This window comes from Arcicella aurantiaca (genome assembly GCF_003148625.1).
In the GTDB taxonomy this organism is placed as follows: Bacteria; Bacteroidota; Bacteroidia; order Cytophagales; family Spirosomataceae; genus Arcicella; species Arcicella aurantiaca.
The window spans coordinates 52,564-72,222 of sequence record NZ_QGGO01000001.1 but is presented as its reverse complement, the minus strand read 5'-3'; the positions used below and the strand labels follow the sequence as shown (position 1 = coordinate 72,222).

General features: G+C 34.6%; 16 protein-coding genes. 9 read left to right on the top strand and 7 right to left on the bottom strand.

Going from position 1 to position 19,659, the window contains the following annotated elements:
- The first annotated feature begins 18 nt into the window (after window positions 1-18).
- Window positions 19-3,093, top strand: a complete 3,075-nt coding sequence (locus tag LV89_RS00315; RefSeq protein ID WP_109740860.1) for a sensor histidine kinase — start codon at window positions 19-21, stop codon at window positions 3,091-3,093.
- 40 nt (window positions 3,094-3,133) lie between these two features.
- Window positions 3,134-3,886: a LytR/AlgR family response regulator transcription factor gene (locus LV89_RS00310; RefSeq protein ID WP_109740859.1), complete on the top strand. Its 753-nt coding sequence runs from the start codon at window positions 3,134-3,136 to the stop codon at window positions 3,884-3,886.
- A 354-nt stretch (window positions 3,887-4,240) separates the two neighbouring features.
- On the opposite strand, the gene LV89_RS00305 is transcribed toward LV89_RS00310, so the two are convergent.
- From LV89_RS00305 to alaS, 5 genes are all read right to left on the bottom strand, one after another.
- Window positions 4,241-5,128, bottom strand: coding sequence for a PDDEXK family nuclease (locus LV89_RS00305; RefSeq protein ID WP_146199039.1), 888 nt, complete (start codon window positions 5,126-5,128; stop codon window positions 4,241-4,243).
- 1 nt (window position 5,129) lies between these two features.
- The gene (locus LV89_RS00300) at window positions 5,130-6,131 is read right to left on the bottom strand and encodes an aminodeoxychorismate synthase component I (RefSeq protein WP_109740857.1); all 1,002 of its coding nucleotides are present in this window, start codon (window positions 6,129-6,131) and stop codon (window positions 5,130-5,132) included.
- A 74-nt stretch (window positions 6,132-6,205) separates the two neighbouring features.
- Window positions 6,206-6,400, bottom strand: coding sequence for a DUF2283 domain-containing protein (locus tag LV89_RS00295; RefSeq protein ID WP_109740856.1), 195 nt, complete (start codon window positions 6,398-6,400; stop codon window positions 6,206-6,208).
- The gene (locus LV89_RS00290; RefSeq protein WP_109740855.1) at window positions 6,397-6,651 is read right to left on the bottom strand and encodes a DUF4258 domain-containing protein; all 255 of its coding nucleotides are present in this window, start codon (window positions 6,649-6,651) and stop codon (window positions 6,397-6,399) included. The genes LV89_RS00295 and LV89_RS00290 overlap by 4 nt, the downstream gene beginning before the upstream one ends.
- Before the next feature lie 33 nt (window positions 6,652-6,684).
- Window positions 6,685-9,339, bottom strand: coding sequence for an alanine--tRNA ligase (gene alaS, locus LV89_RS00285; protein WP_109740854.1), 2,655 nt, complete (start codon window positions 9,337-9,339; stop codon window positions 6,685-6,687).
- A 286-nt stretch (window positions 9,340-9,625) separates the two neighbouring features.
- Here alaS and LV89_RS00280 point away from each other — a divergent pair, with 286 nt between their 5' ends.
- Together LV89_RS00280 and dprA are read left to right on the top strand one after the other, a co-directional pair.
- Window positions 9,626-9,991, top strand: coding sequence for a MerR family transcriptional regulator (locus LV89_RS00280; RefSeq protein WP_109740853.1), 366 nt, complete (start codon window positions 9,626-9,628; stop codon window positions 9,989-9,991).
- Window positions 9,992-10,084: 93 nt separating this feature from the next.
- Entirely contained in the window at window positions 10,085-11,203 is a 1,119-nt protein-coding gene (gene dprA, locus LV89_RS00275) for a DNA-processing protein DprA (protein WP_109740852.1), read from the top strand.
- Window positions 11,204-11,366: 163 nt separating this feature from the next.
- Here the strand turns inward: dprA and pyrE are convergent, their stop codons facing one another.
- On the bottom strand, window positions 11,367-12,008 hold the full coding sequence (gene pyrE / locus LV89_RS00270) for an orotate phosphoribosyltransferase (protein ID WP_109740851.1): 642 nt from the start codon (window positions 12,006-12,008) through the stop codon (window positions 11,367-11,369).
- Window positions 12,009-12,136: 128 nt separating this feature from the next.
- Here pyrE and LV89_RS00265 point away from each other — a divergent pair, with 128 nt between their 5' ends.
- The 5 genes from LV89_RS00265 to miaA all read left to right on the top strand — a co-directional run bounded on the left by LV89_RS00265 (window position 12,137) and on the right by miaA (window position 17,950).
- Entirely contained in the window at window positions 12,137-12,811 is a 675-nt protein-coding gene (locus LV89_RS00265) for an NUDIX hydrolase (RefSeq protein WP_109741105.1), read from the top strand.
- Window positions 12,812-12,996: 185 nt separating this feature from the next.
- Complete coding sequence (locus tag LV89_RS00260) at window positions 12,997-14,181, top strand: trans-sulfuration enzyme family protein (RefSeq protein WP_109740850.1); 1,185 nt, start codon at window positions 12,997-12,999, stop codon at window positions 14,179-14,181.
- Window positions 14,182-14,417: 236 nt separating this feature from the next.
- Window positions 14,418-15,938 (top strand): PD-(D/E)XK nuclease domain-containing ATP-binding protein, encoded by a 1,521-nt coding sequence (locus LV89_RS00255; protein ID WP_109740849.1) that lies wholly within the window; start codon window positions 14,418-14,420, stop codon window positions 15,936-15,938.
- Between the two features lie 9 nt (window positions 15,939-15,947).
- Complete coding sequence (locus tag LV89_RS00250; protein WP_109740848.1) at window positions 15,948-17,039, top strand: complex I subunit 1/NuoH family protein; 1,092 nt, start codon at window positions 15,948-15,950, stop codon at window positions 17,037-17,039.
- Window positions 17,039-17,950 (top strand): tRNA (adenosine(37)-N6)-dimethylallyltransferase MiaA, encoded by a 912-nt coding sequence (gene miaA, locus LV89_RS00245; protein WP_109740847.1) that lies wholly within the window; start codon window positions 17,039-17,041, stop codon window positions 17,948-17,950. The genes LV89_RS00250 and miaA overlap by 1 nt, the downstream gene beginning before the upstream one ends.
- Before the next feature lie 75 nt (window positions 17,951-18,025).
- On the opposite strand, the gene LV89_RS00240 is transcribed toward miaA, so the two are convergent.
- Entirely contained in the window at window positions 18,026-19,636 is a 1,611-nt protein-coding gene (locus tag LV89_RS00240) for a flavin monoamine oxidase family protein (protein ID WP_109740846.1), read from the bottom strand.
- Window positions 19,637-19,659: the final 23 nt, after the last annotated feature.

The following is a 19,659-nucleotide window of genomic DNA, read 5'->3' as shown; positions in this document are numbered from 1 at the left end:
AACAAGTATTTTTGACACATGAAAAAATTACTAACCATCTATTTTCTATACATACTTACAAGTTTAAATATACTTGCCCAAACGCCTCATTTCAGAAACTACACCGTTGATGATGGTCTTCCGAGTTCGCACGTTTATCGGGCATTTCAAGACAGTAAAGGATTTATGTGGTTTTGCACAGATAAAGGAATTGCTCGATTTGACGGTTATAAATTTGAGAAATTTACTACCAAGAATGGGCTTCCCAACAACGATATTTGGCACTGTGCCGAAGACTCTCAGCATCGAATTTGGTTTTTGTCCTACGCCAATGCTTTTTTCTATTTTGATTTAAAGGACAATAAATTTCACGTAATTGAAAATCCATTTAAGGAGTTGCATGATACACATATATGGTGCTATGTTGGAGAATCAAAAAATACAATAAAAATTATATTAGGACAAAGAGATATTTTATTACTTGATGTCGAGAAAAAGAAGGTTTCAACTACTACAATAGATTACGCCGAATCATATCCTCTTGTTAAAAACAATAGTTTTTTCTCAAAAAAATATAATAACAGAATTGAAGTGTGGCATTTAAGGGCTTTTTCAGAAGGCTTACAGCATAATATTTTAAAGAAACAACATATTATTCAAACTAATACTAATATCAAACCTGAATTTTGGGATAAAGCTATTTCAATTATTTTTGATGATGACAAAACCATTTATGCTAATAACGACAGTATTTGTTTACTAAAAAATAAAAAACATATAACACGGCTCCTCAAAGACTTATCATCTTCTCCTTCTCCGCAACTATCATTAATTTTAAATGTGGGGAACATCAACAGAAAATTAGTGCTTACAGAAGATGATGCTTTTGTGATAGATGAAAATCTAAACCGTATTAAGAACTTGGATTTTATTAAGAATTTCAATGTAAATACTATTTATTTTGACAGCGAAAATAATTTATGGCTATGCACCAAAAATAGAGGGTTACTCATGTTATCTTCACAAGCTTTAAAATCAGAGATTTTTCAAGAAATTTCAAATAAAATTTCAATTACTGCACTAACGAAAGACATATATGATAGAATTTGGATTGGCGATAATCAAGGACACATATATATTCTCACAAAAGATAACAAACTACATCTGCAAAAATTCAAAGAAAATAAAAACAGCCCAATCAAAAAAATTGTCCTTTCAAAAAACAAGGCTATTATTTTATGGAATGATGCCAGTATGATGCTCTTCCCATTATCAGAAGCTAATACAAAAATCTTAACACCTCAGATGTTGAAGTTAGAGTTTAATAAACCTACAATTCATCAAAACAATTCAAATATTCTCATCGGTTTAAATGTAAAAAGTATTATTTTTCTTACGGAAAACCTTTTCTTAATCGCAAACTCCCTACACATAAGCCTCCTTAAAGACTATTTCAATACTTTTTTTATTGATTATTTAAAACTCCCAATTCTTCCCAATAGCCGTGGAGTTAAAACTAATGTTATGTACTTCAACAAAGAAAAACATATCATTTTTACAGGTACAAATAAAGGATTACAGAAACTCTATCTGAATCAACAGGAAACTAAATTTATTTCATTCAACAAAGTATTACCCATTTTATCGAAACCTATCTCATGTTTTGATACAGATAATGAAAATGCCCTTTGGGTAGGTACTGACGGCTATGGCGTGTATAGATTTTATAAAGATAAACCCTACGAAATTCCAGAACTGTCAGGTATGATTATTAACCACTTGAATTTTGAAAAAGAAAGTAATCGACTTTTCGTTTCTACTAATGAAGGGATTTTTGTATTAAATCTGACCAAAAAAGGAGATGATATTATCTATACAATCAAGAAAATTTCTTTGGCACAAGGTTTACCAACACTTGAGGTAAATTGCTCATTGGTGAGAAATAAAGAATTGTTTGTCGGTACAAGTAAAGGCTTGGCAACTCTTCCTCTAAATGCTGAGACAGATATTTCAACAACCAGAACTATCACGGCATTAATTATCAAAAATATAAAAATTAACCGTCAGGACACCACCATAAATTCTCAATATAGCTTAAATTATCGCCAAAATAATATCGATATAGAATTTGTAGCTCTATCATTTAAAAGTGATAAAAATATTACTTATCACTATAAAATGTTAAGTTCTAACGATAATTCTGATACATCTTGGCACGCTGTTCTGGATTTGCACAAAGAGTTTTCGCTACTTTCTCCAGGCAAATATGAATTTCATTTAAAAGCGTTTGATATTGACGGTAATCCTTCTCAATCTTTAAAACCAATCATTTTTATTATTAATCCTCCTTTTTGGGAAACTCTTTGGTTTAAGGCATTAATTGTATTGTTCATCTTGGTATTAATCATTTTATATATTGTTATCAGAACAAAAAACATTAAGAAGAAAGAAGAAGAAAAAACTGAAATCAATAAAAAATTTGCAGAATTAGAATTACAGGCTCTCCAAGCACAAATGAATCCGCACTTTGTATTTAATGCTCTAAGTGCTATTCAGAACTTTATTTTGAATAATAATACAGAAGAAGCAACTAATTTTTTAAGTAAATTTTCAAGATTAATGAGGTTATTTTTAGAGTCATCTCGAAATAAATATATCGCTTTGAGTGAAGAGAAAATTCTGTTGGAATATTATATCCAATTAGAAGAACTAAGATTTAAAGGAAAATTTACTTCTAAAATTGAAATTGATTCAAGCGTTAGTTTAGATACAGAAATTCCTTCTATGCTTCTACAACCTTTTGTTGAAAATGCCATTAATCACGGTTTGGTCTATAAAGAAAATAATGATGGTTTCTTGCATATTCATTTTAAACAAGAAGGAGAGAAACTACTTTGCACTATCGAAGACAATGGTATTGGACGCAAAAAAGCCGCCGAAATTAAGAACAAATCACTTAAACCATACAAATCAAGAAGTACCGAAATTACGGAGGAACGCCTACGTTCGCTTGAATTGATTGAAAATACAAAAATTGAAGTTTTTATTTTAGATAAGCAAGACACAAATCAGACAGCGATGGGTACGAAAGTCATGATTGTCATGTATCTTTGAATGATAAACTTATGACCAAACCAAAGACTTATTGATTGAAATGTTTTCAGCTATAATTATTGATGATGAATCTCATGCACGAGAATCATTATCTACCATGTTGTCCTTAAATTGCCCTGACATACAGATTCTTGGAACAGCTTCATCTGCGTCTGAGGGTTTTCAGATGATTACAAAGCATAATCCTGATTTGATTTTTTTAGATATTGAAATGCCAAATGGAACAGGATTTGACTTATTAACTCGTTTTGTAAAGCCTACTTTTAAGGTAGTTTTTGTTACGGGCTTCGACCAATATGCCCTTAATGCTATTAAGTTTTCTGCATTAGATTATTTGTTGAAACCCATCAATGCCAATGAATTAAAAGAAGCCGTAGAGAAAGCCAAATTGCAAATGACAACTCAAAATGGCATAGGCGATTTAAAAAATCTACTCTCTACTTTACAAAATCCCAGAAGTAGAAAAAACAAATTAGCGATTCCTACTCAACAAGGCTTAGAAATGATTGAAATTCAAGAGATTATACATTGTGAAGCAGCAAACGGCTATACAATTATTCACTTGCAAGAAGGCAAACCATTGATGTCTTCAAGAGATTTAAAAACCTATCAAGAATTACTGGAAGATTATGATTTTTATCGAATTCACGATTCGCACTTAATTGCTCATTTTCACGTTCAAAAAGTATTAAATGAAGACGGTGGCGTAGCAGTTATGAGTAATGACTCCAAACTTCCAATAGCTCGTAGAAGAAAAAGTGATTTTATGGATTGGTTAAAGACCAATAATTGAATTACCATATATAGGTTCATAAATACCAGTTACAACCCATATCATACCAGATATGGGTTTTGCTTTTTAAAGCCCAAAATACCGCCTTACATTTGAGAATAAGTTAAAATAGTTCTACATATTATTAATAAAAGAGCATTAAATTTTATGGTTTGGTCAAAATTTAATATTCTTTCTTACCTCTACTCCTATACAAATAGTTCATACACTTAGCCTATAAAATGTTCTATATCAATCAAATAAATTATCTATACCAACTCCCGATTGCAAATTAATGGTCTAACCGTACTATTTAAAAAATTTAAAAGACAAAACTCCGAAAGTCTTCTTCTGATTCAGTAGAAGATTTTTTTATTACCCTTGTTTTAAAATTTTTACAAATTTTATACTTCCTGCATTCATTAATAAATAATTATCTTCACGGCTTAATCTACGTTGTTTTGAAATTTCATCAATTACAAAAGTTTGAGGTGACAAAAAACCAATTTTCGTAAAACCTAATGTCAAATAACTCCTTCCATCCGACCAATCTCGGTCTGCATAAGACATAATATCGTCTGGCGAGTGTTCTGCAATAAAAGCTCTTAATAATTTATCCATTCCACCCACAACGACAAAGCCTTTCAAAGAAGCAAACCTTATTAATTCAAATGACCTAAAACCTTCTCGTTCGCCTTCTTTTAGGGTTCGTCCTCCACTAAATGTTGCAACCGCTATTAATTCATTATCCGTATTTTCTCGACCTAAAAACTTTTCGGTATATTGAGCTTTCAGAAATAATCCGTACTTAAATTTTGCTTTAACTGAGCCTTGTAAATGATTATCATTCAAGAATTTATCAGCAGTTGGCTTATCAATTCTTTCAATTACACAATGTCTTGCATTGAGTCTTGAAAATTTACCAATCATTGCCAAAATTCTTGATTGAACTAAGTCTTTTTTATCAATCCACACGTCTTCCCAAAGGTGAATGATGCGTTGATTTTGAAGATTGACTTTTTCAGAAAGGTCTTGAAAATAAGAAGTCCCGACCGAACTTGAAGAGAATTTATGAAGGTCAATTAGATGCAAATACAGTTGAAAATCAGGAAGAAATAAAATTTCAAAAATAGATAACTCTTGATTAATTTCAAATGTTATCTGATTGTTTTTTAAGAACTTATGTACTTCCGTTTTCCACATATAGGTAGCACGGACAGCCTTGTCCGCAGTAAAATTAAAACTATGGACAAGACTGTCCACATTACACAGGTAAATATACTTTGTCTATCATCTCTTGGTATTCAGATTTTACATCTGAAAATACCGTTATTCCTCCTCCACTTTTAAAAATCAAACTACCATCTTCTTGTTTTTCAATGAAGCGAATCATGACAGAACTGTCTAAATTTTCACCGTCAAAAATGCCAAAAACGCCCGTATAATAACCTCTATCATAGTTTTCAGCTTCTTTGATAATAGCTAACGTTTGTGGTTTGGGAGCTCCACAAATTGAACCAGCGGGTAATAATTTAAACAAAATTGACCCAATTTTTTCATGATAGTTTTCTGGTAATTTGCCACAAATTTCAGAGCTAACTTGTAATAAATCTCCGTCGTGCGTATGAATTCGACTAAGGTATCTAAATTTTTCTACCCAAACTTTTTCAGCCACCATACTAATATCATTTCTGATTAAATCGACAATGGTTGTGTGTTCGGCAAACTCCTTTTTATCATTCAAAATTACCGTTTCAGCATCTGGAATATCTGCCGAAATTGTACCTTTCATTGGGTGCGAAGAGATGATTCCGTTCTCTATTTTGACAAATATTTCGGGAGAAAATAACACAAATTTGTCCTTGAAATATAACTGATATTTCGCCCGACTTCTTTGGAAAATTTCCTGCAAAGACAAATTTATTTTGATGAGTGTAGGTTTAGTTAAATTTGTCAAAAAGCTATCCCCACGCAACATGGCATTTTTTACTATGTCAAAAGATTGCTTGTATTCTTGGAAACTGATGGGATATTTTTCTAAATAAAGTAGTTTTTCGTAAGGATTTTCACCGAAGGAAAAATTTGTTTTCTCATTAATTTTATAGAAAATATTTTCCTGCTCAATTTCCTCCAAAGTCAACACTAAAGGTTCTTTCATTTCATAATCAATCACGAAAAGAAATGGAATACGTTTGCTACCCAAATCATTCATTTTTTGGGTAGCAAACGTAATTTCTGAAGAAGGTATTGGAAGGTTTTTGAACATCTAAAAATTCAACAAATAAAAATCCCTAAAAAGTTTCGTTTTTAGGGATTTTGAAGATTACTATAATTTAAAATCTACGCATATTCATATTCCACTTTTGAAGGCTCTATGGTTGTTTTTGAAGCATTAAGCACTTCAATACCAACCAATTGACCAGTAGCAGAATAATCTAAAATGATACCATCTTTATCTTCATCTGACTCGTCGATGGCTACATCGCTCAATCGAATATATAAAATGTCTGTTTCTTTATCGTATTTGACTTTCATTGGTATTTTGACAATTTAGACGTTCTGTAAACTGTTTTAACTAAGTTAGGTATTTTATCAGAATTTACAAAAACTCGCACTAAATACTGTTTCTGTCCATCAAATAAAACAAGCTTTTGATAAATTAATTGCCCTTCTTCTTCAGAATCTATTCTGTCAGGATTTTCCAAAACTTCAAACACGATTTCTTCTGGAACACCTCTATTTTTTATTTGCTCAATAGCGTGTAACGATAAATCAAATTTGCTCATTGCATATATTATTTTGTAGTAACTCGAATTCCTTTACGCCACAAACGTCTTGCCCTTTTCAACCGCTTTTGCCAATCCGGAAACGTCTGAACCACCCGCAGTTGCAAAGAATGGCTGACCGCCTCCTCCGCCTTTTACTTCTTTCGCCATTTCACGGATTATTTGTCCTGCGTTTAGTTTTTTGCTTTCTACTAAATTGTCTGCAATCATAACGGCTAATTGTGGTTTTCCGCCAATTTCAGCCCCTAAAACACAGTACAAATCACCAATTTTCGCTTTTAATTCGTAAGCTAATTGCTTCAAAGCATCCGCAGATGGTACTTCTACCACTTCCGCAATCATATTAATATCTCCTACCGAAATAATCTTTGCAAACAATCTTTCTTTTGTTTCTTGGAGTTTTTCGTTTTCTAAAACCTCAATCTTTTTCGACAAAGCATTACGTTCTTCTTGCAAAGCTTTCACGGCTTTTACAATATCATTTTGCCCCTTAAACAATTCCTTTATTTCACTGATAACTGCTAACTGCTCATTGATAACTGATAATGCTTTTTCGCCCGTATATGCCTCCACACGACGCACACCCGCAGAAACTGAACTTTCAGCAGCAAATTTGAACATTCCAATTTCCCCCGTTGCAGGCACGTGCGTACCTCCACAAAGTTCAACCGAAAACGTTGGGTCGAATGTAATAACTCTTACAAAATCACCATATTTTTCACCAAATGTAGCCGTTGCTCCTGCCTCAATTGCTTCTTGAATTGGCACATTACGTTTTTCGTCTAACTTGATATTTTCACGAATTTTCTCATTGACAATTGTCTCAATTTGAGCTAATTCTTCATCGGTTACTTTCGAGAAATGGGCAAAGTCGAAACGGGTAATATCTTCGTTTTGATAAGAGCCTTTTTGTGAAACATGAGAACCCAAAACCTGACGCATCGCCGACAACATTAAGTGTGTAGCCGTGTGATTTTGTGTAATTCTGTGTCTGCGAGTGGTGTCAATCTGAGCGGTTACTGTGTTTCCTGCATCAATATTTGAAAGAAATTCACCTGCCTTTTTATCCGTAGAAATATGGATAAATAAATCATTTTCCTTTTTGGTATCAGCTATTTTGATGCTTACTGTTCCTTGTTCACTGTTCACTGATAACTGTCCACTGTCTCCCACTTGACCACCCATTTCTGCGTAGAAAGGTGTTTTGTCTAAAACAATGTGGTACTCCTCCCCTGTTTTAGTTTTTACCTTGCGATATTTAATAATTTTTGCTTCAGTTGCAAAATCATCATAACCCACAAATTCAAAATCAAAATCTTCATCCGAAACAATTACCCAGTCGGTTGCTTCTTTTGATGAATCTTTACGAGAACGGTCTTTCTGAGCTTGCAAAGCAGTTTTGAAGCCTTCTTCATCAATTGAAAGTCCTTTTTCACGAGCAATCAAAGCCGTTAAATCCACTGGAAAACCAAAAGTATCCGATAACTCAAATACGATATTTCCGTTGATTACACCACCTTTATTTGTCTGAGAAGCAATTTCGTCTAAACGTTTCAAACCGTTTTCCAAAGTTCTCAAGAAAGAATTTTCTTCTTCCAAAATTACTTTTTGAACAAAATCTTGTTGAGCTTTCAATTCTGGAAAAACACCATCAAATTGGTCAGCTAACAAAGGAATAATTGTATTCATAAACGGCTCACGGAATCCTAAATAAGTATATCCGTAACGAACCGCACGACGCAAAATACGTCTGATTACGTAACCAGCCTTATTATTTGACGGTAATTGTCCGTCAGCAATGGCAAAAGCAATCGCACGAATATGGTCAGAAATTACTCTTAGTGCAATGTCAGCCCACTTCTCGTCTCCGTAAGTTTTACCAGCTTTATCGCCAATAAATTTGATGGTATTTGAGAAAACGTCCGTATCATAATTCGACTGTTTGCCTTGAATCGCCATGCACAGACGCTCAAAGCCCATACCTGTATCCACGTGTTTGGCAGGAAGTGGTACAAGCGAACCATCCGCCATACGCTCAAACTGCATAAATACGTTGTTCCAAATTTCAACCACTTGTGGGTGGTCAGCATTTACTAAACTCTTACCCGAAACTGCCGCAACTTCGTCAGCATTTCTTAAATCTATATGAATTTCTGAGCAAGGACCACACGGACCTGTATCGCCCATTTCCCAGAAATTATCTTTTTTATTTCCTAAAATGATACGGTCTTCGCCAACCATTGCTGACCAAATATCCCATGCTTCTTGGTCGAAAGGCACGCCATCTTTTTCATTTCCTTCAAAAACTGAAACGTAAATTCTATCTTTTGGCAATTTGTAAACTTCGGTCAAAAGCTCCCAAGACCATTGTAAAGCCTCTTTTTTGAAATAATCACCAAACGACCAGTTTCCCAACATTTCAAACATGGTGTGGTGATAGGTATCAAATCCTACGTCCTCCAAATCGTTGTGTTTTCCTGACACTCTCAAACATTTTTGAGTATCGGTAATCCTTTTTGAAGGAGGCGTGCCATTACCCAAGAAAAAATCTTTGAACTGAGCCATACCCGAGTTATTAAACATCAAAGTAGGGTCATTCTTAGCTACCAATGGAGCAGAAGGAACAATTAAGTGACCTTTTGAAGCGAAAAAATCTAAAAATTGCTGACGTATTTGTCTGGAAGTCATGTTTAGTTACTGGTTATTAGTTATTGGTTATTAGTTAAAGACAGGATGAAAGTCTTTTGTATAAATCTATTAACTCATAACAATTAACAGATAACTAATAACCAATGGATATTTCCGAAAGAATAATTTGTTGCTTAACTTGAAAAATATTCAAATTTTAATTAAAAAGTCTGCAAATTTACATAAAATTGTCTTTGATACCTGACAGGTTTACGAAAACTAAATACAGATTTCTCAAATTAATCCGCTTTGTTTTCAAAACACAACCTAACCGTGTTTTTAATTTATGGAACTTACCAAACGTTACTATTCAATTTCTGAAGTTGCCCAGATGTTTGAGATGAATATCTCAAAACTTCGTTTTTGGGAAGAACAATTCCCGACGCTCCAACCCAAACGTGACCGTGCGGGCGATAGAAAATATACCCAAGATGATATAAAACACCTCAAAGAAATTGTAGAATTAGTTGACGGTCAGGGATATACCATTGAAGGTGCAAAAAAAGCATTGGAAGGGAAAAAGAAAAAAAAGAATACAAATCAAGCGGTCATTGATAAATTAATTGAAGTAAAATCATTCATGACTTTTTTAAGAGATTCATTAGAAAAAAGCGAAAATGGAGAACTAAATGATGAGGATGAAATAGATTAAAATATCTGAGATTAGGATAATTCTACCCTAAAACACATCTGATAAAATCAGAAAATAAAAATCTACTTTTAATAAACGTCACCCTACAAATAAATGTCCACTACACAAGAAAAACTCTACCAAATTGCCCTTACGCTCATTCCAAAAATTGGGGATGTGCTTGTCCGTCAGCTCATTAGCTATTGTGGTTCAGCGGAACAAGTGTTTAAAACGCCCGTTCCAAAACTTCTAAAAATTCCGAATATTGGGAAAACGCTTGCTCAAAATCTTCAAGATAAATCGGTGATAGAAAACGCTTGGAAAATTATTCAAGAAGCTGATAAACAAGGCGTTGAACTTCTTTTTTATACCGACAAAACATATCCAACTCGACTCAAAACTTTATATGATTCGCCTGTTTTGCTTTACTACAAAGGCAAAGCAAATTTGAATAATACAAAAACGGTTGCCATTGTTGGCACACGACAATCAACAGAGTACGGCAAAATCGTAACTGAACAAATTGTTTCTGATTTAAGCACTTTCAATCCCTTAATTGTTAGCGGATTAGCCTATGGAATTGACATCGTTGCTCATAAATCTTGCCTAAAAAATAATGTTCCAACCATTGGCGTGATGGCGAGCGGAATTGATTTGATTTATCCCTATCAACACAAAAATACGTCGATTCAAATACAAGAAATTGGCGGATTATTGACAGAACAGACTTTTGGAACGCAACCCGACCAACGTTTTTTTCCACAAAGAAATAGAATTATTGCAGGAATGGCAGACGTGACGATTGTGGTAGAAGCAGCCGTCAAAGGTGGTGCATTAATTACGGCAGAATATGCTAATAATTACCACAGAGACGTTTTTGCTGTTCCGGGGCAGATTGGAAAATCGTTTTCAGAAGGATGTAATAAATTGATAAAAGAGAATAAAGCACAGATTTTTACGAGTATAAAAGACATTGTAGAAGCGTTAAATTGGGATTTGGCAGGGCATGAAAAAGGTAAAAATAAAGAATCTGAAATTGATTTTTCAAATTTTACCGAAGAAGAAAGTCAGGTAATGGCATTGCTCCACAAAAATCAAGAAATGCACATTGATGATTTAGCTTGGCAGTCTCAAATTTCGATGGCTAAACTTTCGTCATTACTATTAAATCTTGAATTTCAAGGATTTGTAAAGTCTTTGGTGGGGAAGAAATATAAGGTCAGTTATCAGTAAGCAGTAAGCAGTAAGCAGTAAGCAGTTTTTATGAAGAATGAAATTTGGAACTCATTACTTTTTCATTGATAATTAATTATACACTGGCTATTTATTTACAAATTACTTACTGATAACTGTTTACTGATAACTGATAACTGATAACTGATAACTGTTCACTGAATTAAACTCCCCATTCAGCAGGATTTTGTCTCCATTCTTGAAGGGTAATTAATTGGCTTTCTGTTACATATTTTTTAGTAACTGCTTCACCAATAAGTGTTTCATAATCACTTAGTGTATAAAAATTTAAGCCTTTATCTGCAAAATTCTTTCTGGCAATTTCAAAACCATAAGTAAAAATGGCAACCATTCCTAAGACATTTGCACCTGCTTCACGCAAGGCTTCTACGGCTTTTAGCGAACTTCCTCCTGTTGAAACTAAATCTTCAATCAAAACAACTTTTTGACCGGGTTTAATGCTTGCTCCTTCAATCTGATTACCCATTCCGTGTTTTTTAGGTTCAGGACGCACATAACAGAAAGGTAATTCTAACCAATCGGCAACTAAAGCACCTTGTGCAATACCAGCAGTAGCCACACCTGCAATAATATCAACATCACCAAAATAGGCTTGTACCGCCGAAGCAAGACCATTTTTGATGGCTGTACGCACTTTTGGATATGACAACGTGATACGGTTATCACAGTAAATAGGAGAATTCCATCCAGATGCCCATTTAAAAGGTTGGTCAGGATTAAGTCTTACGGCTTTAACTTCAAGCAACATTGAAGCGACATTTTCAGCGAGAGTACGTTGTGTCATTGGTGGTTTTGTTAATTTCTATCATACAAAATTAGAAACTCTCAGTAATGTTTCACTACAAAAGTTTAATTTTGTTATTAGTTAGTAAACTCATAACTAACATTCCAAACAGCGAACAACCAAACCAAATGATAATTTTTATCAACGAATTTATTATCAAAATCATCGGACATAAGAAGGCTCAAACCTTATCTACGACAGAATTTGACCACTTGATTGATGCTCAATTAGAGTCTATTAGACCTCAAAATTTGGAAGGACACGTTATGATTATCAATGTGCTTCCACCCACAATCAATCGCCTTTTCTCTATCATAAAAACCGAAAAACTTTCTCATTTACAATCTATTACATTAATTTCTGAGAATAAAGAAGCGACAGAGTTGCTTATCAAGTCGCAATACAAAGTTTTGAAAGCAGCAGGCGGAGTAGTGACAAATAATTTTGGTCAAATCTTAATGATGTATCGCTTAAAAAAATGGGATTTACCCAAAGGAAAACTCGACAAAGGCGAAAGTTCAAAGGTTGCAGCCATTAGAGAAGTTGAAGAAGAATGTAACGTAAAAGCAAAATTAGGAGAAAAAATATGTACCACATTTCATACATATACTTACAAAAATGAAGATATTTTAAAACAAACCAAATGGTATGCAATGGAATTATTGAATGATTCTAAAATGAAACCACAAGTTGAAGAAGATATTGAAAAGTTAGAATGGATGAATAAAAGTCAAGTAAAAGCGGCTTTAATCAATTCATATTCTTCTATCAGATATGTTTTGAAAAAATATTACGATAAATAAAACCTCTGAAAATAGACACTAATATGAATTAACAGCATTAAATAGTCTATTCATTTTATAGTTTTAACGTAACTTTGCAAAAAATATCATTGATACGAGACACTTATCGTTTCAAATCGTTAATAACATACAAGGTAGGTGATGAATTTTATCAAATACTTTCGTATTAAATTACATTTAATCAGATGAAAAAACAGACAAAAGCTATCAGAATTCAAGCAGAACGTTCTCAAAATCGTGAACATTCTGTACCATTATATCTTACCTCAAGTTTTACTTTTGAAGACGCCGAACAAGGGCGTGCCATTTTTGCCGAAGAACAAGCAGGAAATATTTACTCACGCTACATGAATCCAAACGTGGACGAATTTGTAGATAAAATGTGTATGCTTGAAAATACCGAAGACGGAATTGCTTTTGCTACGGGTATGGCTGCCAATTTTGCAGCGATGGGCGGTTTGCTTCAATCAGGCGACCACGTGGTGGCTTCAAAAGCACTTTTTGGTTCATGTATCCAGATTTTGACAAAAATTCTTCCAAAATGGGGTATCACTTGCACTTTCGTTGATGGTATTGATTTGGCACAATGGGAAGCGGCAATTCAAGAAAATACGAAATTTTTATTCTGTGAAAGTCCTTCAAATCCAGGATTAGAATTAATTGATATTGAAGCCATTTGTCAGTTGAAAGCCAAGCATAATTTGATTTTGGCAATTGACAACTGCTTTGCCACGCCAATTATTCAAACACCTGCCGATTGGGGTGCGGATTTAGTAATTCACTCAGCCACAAAATATATCGACGGACAAGGTCGTGTGCTTGGTGGTGTTATTTGCGGTCGTGAAGATTTGATTAAAGAAATTCGCTTCTTTGCACGTCATACTGGTCCATCAATGTCGCCATTCAATGCTTGGGTTTTATCTAAAAGCTTAGAAACATTGCACTTACGCATGGAAAAACATTCAGATAATGCCGCAAAATTAGCCGCAGCTTTAGAGAAAAATCCAGCCTTAAATGCCGTAAAATATCCATTCTTAGCATCGCATCCACAATACGAATTAGCGAAAAAGCAAATGAAAATGGGTGGTGCTATTCTAACGATTGACGTAAAAGGTGGTTTTGAAGCAGTAAACGAAATGTCAAAACATTTAACCATTGCTTCGGTTTCTCCAAACTTAGGAGATACCAGAACAATTATTACGCACCCAGCTTCAACAACGCACTCAAAACTTTCTGTCGACCAAAAAGCCGAAGTAGGCATCACGGACGGATTAGTAAGAATAGCCGTTGGTTTGGAAGCCGTAGAAGATTTAATTGCAGACTTTGAACAGGCTTTGGAGAAGGCAATGGTGGGGAGTTTGGTAGGGTAGTTTTGCAAAATGTATCATGCTAATTTATGAATTATAGCCAATGAGGGGTGATACAATTAAATCTATGATTTTGATGTCTGAACTTAATGACGTTTTGATAAAGCAGGCGAAAGGGTCGGGTCTTTATAATGTTTCATCGAATTCTCAATCAGTTTGCTATTTCGTAACTCATTGATTATCAAGACAATTTAATTGTATCACCACTCAATTAATATATTTAAAGTATTTCAACCAAAATGCCCAAAAAATACCCCATAGGCATACAAAGTTTTGATAAATTACGAGAAGAAAACTTCTTGTATATTGATAAAACACCGTTTTTACACGACTTAGTAAATTCGGCGGGCTATTATTTCCTATCTCGTCCCCGCAGATTTGGGAAGTCCTTGTTTGTCAATACAATAGAGGCATTATTTCAAGGTAAAAAAGAGTTATTTAAGGGGCTTTTTATTGAAGATAAATGGAATTGGGAACAAACAAATCCCGTCATAAAAATATCTTTCAGCAATATTGACCACAAAGAAATTGGACTTTCAAAAGCAATCAAAATTGAACTAAGAAGCCTTGCCAAGAAAAATGGATTTGAATTAGAATCGGAAAGTAATGGTCTGATGTTCAGAGAATTAATAGAAACCATTGCCCAAAAAAATGGGAAAGTCGTTGTATTGATAGACGAATACGATAAACCCATTATTGATTATTTAGGAGAAGACACAGACAAAGCCCTTGAAAATCAGAGTATTCTGAAAGGTTTTTATTCCATTCTGAAAGATGCTGATGATTATTTGCGGATGGTTTTTATTACGGGAGTTTCTAAGTTTTCGAGAGTCAGTATTTTTTCTGATTTGAATAATCTTCGAGATTTGACAACCAATAAAGAATTTGCAGGGATTTGCGGGATTACACAGAAGGAGTTAGAGAATAATTTTACGGAAGAATTAAGACTTTATGATAACGAGAAAATTAAATTGTGGTATAATGGTTATACTTGGGATTTGAACACTAAGGTTTACAATCCATTTTCTTTACTTAATTTTTTTGTAGAACAGGGCGAATTTAAAAATTATTGGTTTGTTACAGGTACGCCAACTTTCTTAATTAATCTTAGTAAGAAAAGACATTTTTTTGATTTTGAGGGGATTACTCTGTATTTGGAGGAGTTAGGTGCGTATGGAATCGAAAAAATAGATTTAGTTCCATTAATGTTTCAAACTGGATATTTGACTCTCAAAAAACAAAATGAAGATGATTCGTATGAATTAGATTATCCGAATCTTGAAGTAAGAAGGTCTTTTCTGAGCGTTTTAGCCAATGCTTACATTCAAGATGATGCAAATTCGGGAGCTATTTTAGCGAATAAATTAAAACATAGTTTAGAGAATGGTGATTTAGAAAAAGTCCAACAAATCCTAAACACCCTATTCAAATCCATTCCATATACACTTTGGCAAAAGGAGAATGAACATTTCTATCACGCCATTATTCACTTGATTTTTAAGCTATTAGGCATTTATGCGGATTCAGAAGTCCAGACTTCGGATGGAAGAATGGATGCACTTGTGAGATTAGAAAAGTATGTTTACTGTTTTGAGTTTAAACTTGACGAATCGGCAGAAATGGCTTTGGCTCAAATTGAAAAGAAAGAATATTTGACTCCATATTTGCATCAAAACAAAACGTGTATCGGCATTGGAGTTAATTTTTCTAAGGAAGAAAAGAAAGTAAAAGAATTTATTTGGAAGAAATTTTCCGCATAAACCTAACAAATGTACATAGCCTTACTAATATGCCTCGGTCTAATTCTCGCTAATATTGTTATTGGCGTGTATGGCGAGCGAAAAATATCTGCTTTTATGCAAGACCGTCTTGGCCCAATGGAAGTTGGGAAATACGGTTTGCTACAAATTTTTGCGGACTTACTAAAATTGCTTCAAAAAGAAGACATTGTGCCTACTTTAGCTAATAAAAGGCTATTTCTGATTGCACCTGCTCTTATTTTTATCGCCATTTTTGCGGGTTTTGCTGTGATGCCTTTGGGACCAAGTGAGTTTTTACAGGGTTCAAAAGCGGATATTGGTGTATTTTATTTACTATCTATCATTTCAATTGATATTATTGGGGTTTTAATGGCAGGTTGGGCTTCCAACAACAAATATTCTCTCTTCGGAGCGATGCGTTCAGTAGCTCAAATTGTGTCTTACGAAATCCCTTTGGCACTTTCAGTCATGTGCGTTGTGATGATTTCTCAGACCTTAAATTTGCAAGAAATTAGCTTTCAACAAGGAGTTTATACCCAAGAAACAACCTATCTATTCGGCTTAAAATTCTTGAATATTGACATTACTAATGTGGGCGGAATCCTCTCTTGGAACATCGTCAGAATTCCTTTCCTTTTCCCGATTTACGTTATTTTCTTCATCGCTTCGTTAGCAGAATGTAATAGAGCTCCATTCGATTTACCCGAAGCGGAATCTGAATTAGTCGGTGGTTTTCATACCGAATATTCTGGAATTCGTTGGGCTTTAGTTTTCCTTTCTGAATACGGCATGATGCTTTTAGTCAGTCTATTAGGAGCAATTTTATTTTTAGGAAGTTGGAATACTCCCCTACCCAATATCGGATTTTTGAAGTTGGCAGACTGGACATCGGGCGAGCCTGATTCTTGGATTGGTGTAATTTGGGGAATGCTTTGGTTATTGCTAAAAGCATATTTAGCCATTTTCGTACAAATGTGGATTCGTTGGACTTACCCACGTTTGAGAGTTGACCAATTGATGTACTTAACTTGGAAAGTGCTTACTCCTTTTGCCATTTTAGGTATATTTTTATCAGCAATTTGGAGACTTTTGATGGTGTAATGGACAAACAACTCATTGTTATTCTTGGACCAACTGCCAGCGGAAAAACGCATTTAGCCGTTCAACTCGCCCATAAACTCAATGGCGAAATTATCAGTGCAGATTCTCGTCAGGTTTATCGTGGAATGAATATTGGAACGGGAAAAGATTTAGACGAATATACCATTGATAATCAAGCAATTCCGCATCATCTAATTGACATCATCGACGCTGGCAAGCAGTATCATATTCACCAATTTCAGCAAGATTTTTTAAAGGCTTACCATGATATTATTGCAAGAGAAAAAATACCAATTCTTTGTGGAGGTTCTGGAATGTATTTAGAAGCAGTTTTGAAAGGCTATGAATTTACATCCATTCCAATTGATGAAAATTACAGAGAAACCTTAATCTCAAAATCATACGAAGAATTATTGAGTAATGCAGACAGCCTTGTCCGCAGAAATGGATTTAAGCCTGATTTATCCACCAAGAAACGACTCATCAGAGCTTTCGAAATTAGTCAGTTTTTAAGTCAAAATCCAGATTTTAAAATTCCCAAACCTACCATTCCAAACTCAATCATTTTTGGATTAAATCCCGATACAGAAATCCGTAGAGAAAGAATTACAAAACGCCTTCATCAGCGTTTAGCCAATGGTATGATTGAGGAAGTTAGAACGTTAATTGAGCATGGAATTTCTCCCGACAAACTCATTTTTTATGGCTTGGAATATAAGTTTATTACCCAATATTTAACAGATGAAATGACCTATGAAATTATGGTAGAACGCCTCAATGTAGCCATTCATCAATTTGCCAAACGACAAATGACGTATTTTAGAAAAATGGAACGTGATGGTTTAGAAATCAATTGGTTATCATCTCAAAATCCGTTGGAAGAATTAATTGAAAAAATAAAAATCTCCTAAGAATTTCAAAAAATCTTAGGAGATTTTTTACATCTAAATTGACCAGTTACCAATTTCCAGTAACCAGTTATCAAACTACAAAAGATGCTTCAGCATAATATCTGCCGTTTGCAAAGCTCCTTCTACCCAACCTTGAGCATCTGAATAAGCCTCCCCACAAATAAATAGCGGACAATCATCAATTGGGTGAACTATTTTATCTCTCACTTCCCAACTTTTCACACCAATATTCCAACTATTCCAACCTCCTCCAAACGGGTCTTCGCCCCAATCACGGAAGGCTGCACTGCGTACACATGGTGTAAAATCAAGGTCATGAATTTGTCTTAATTGACGGCTCATTTCCTCAATCATTCTGCGTGGAGCTTTGTATTGGTGCCAATTTTGATTCAATCCATCACTTTCATTTGCTTCTGCTTTTAATTCTACGCCTTCTTCTCCCACAAATGGGTCTTCAATTTGAGTATGTGCCAATCCTCTGCTCCATGTTTTTTTCCGCTGAGGACGCAATCCATCCCAAAAACCAATATTTGAGCCATCGTCATAACTTGCTAATAGCATCGAGTTTCCGCTTGTCGCAGGCGAACCATCACTATTTGGCCAATAATAGGTTTGTCGAACAGGTAAATCTGTCACCGTTCTTCCCGATTGCAAAGGAATATATTTTCCCGATGCGTCGGTATAACCCGCCACTCGCCACCAAGGACTTGAATAAGTGGTAAAAACTTTAAATAATGGACGTGGCGTAACACTACCAATAAGCGATTGAATTTCTTGTAATTTCGGACAAGTCGGTGCTAATAAATCAAGCGAACGACGTGGCATTGCCAAAATCAATTGTCCAGCCGTTAAAGATTCTCCATCAATTTGCAAGTCAAAATTGCTTCCATTCCAATCAAAAGACTCTAATTTGGCATTCAGACGAATTTCTCCACCAATACTTTCAAAGAAATTAGCCACCGTAATGGGTACTTGTTGAAAGCCTTTTTTGAAACCTTTATATTGCGGTGTAATACCAAAATCGGATAAATACCAAGGAATTGCATCGGCGGCATTCCAATTGACTAAAGTAGAATTATATCCCCCCGAATCCATGCTAAATTGATACGCTTCACCGCTAATGACACGATAAAGCAAATTCCAAAAACCTAATTTATGCAAAGGAATTCCTTCAAAGGTAGCCGTTTGAGTCATGCGTAAACGGTCGTCTTCCGTTAAAGAGGGGTCAGTAATTCCCGGAACAATTTGCTCAATGGCATTCACCACGATTGTTCCCGAAGAATTTCCTCTTTCCAAAAACGATAAATGATAAGGTACTTTATCAGGATTTGTCGTAAAATCAGACAAACGTAAATGCTCACCTCTCAAATAAGCAATGTTTTGCGGTTGGTCAACAGGGAAATCGTACAATTCAATTTGATTATCTTTTGGCAATTTTGCATTCAATTCAGCAATTAAATTGACAATCAATTTTTGATTATTTTCCAAAATTCGCATTCCACCCAATTCTGCCACCATATTCGGAATTTCAGGTGGTTTTACCGAAAGTAAACGTCCGCCAATGTGGTCGCTTCCTTCAAAAACCACAATTTTCTTATCAGGATACTTCGTTTTGAGCTTCCAAGCACTATACACGCCCGAAACTCCACCGCCAACAATAGCGATGTCAATGTGTTCAGTTGTCATAAATTTTTCTTGCAGTTTTCTGC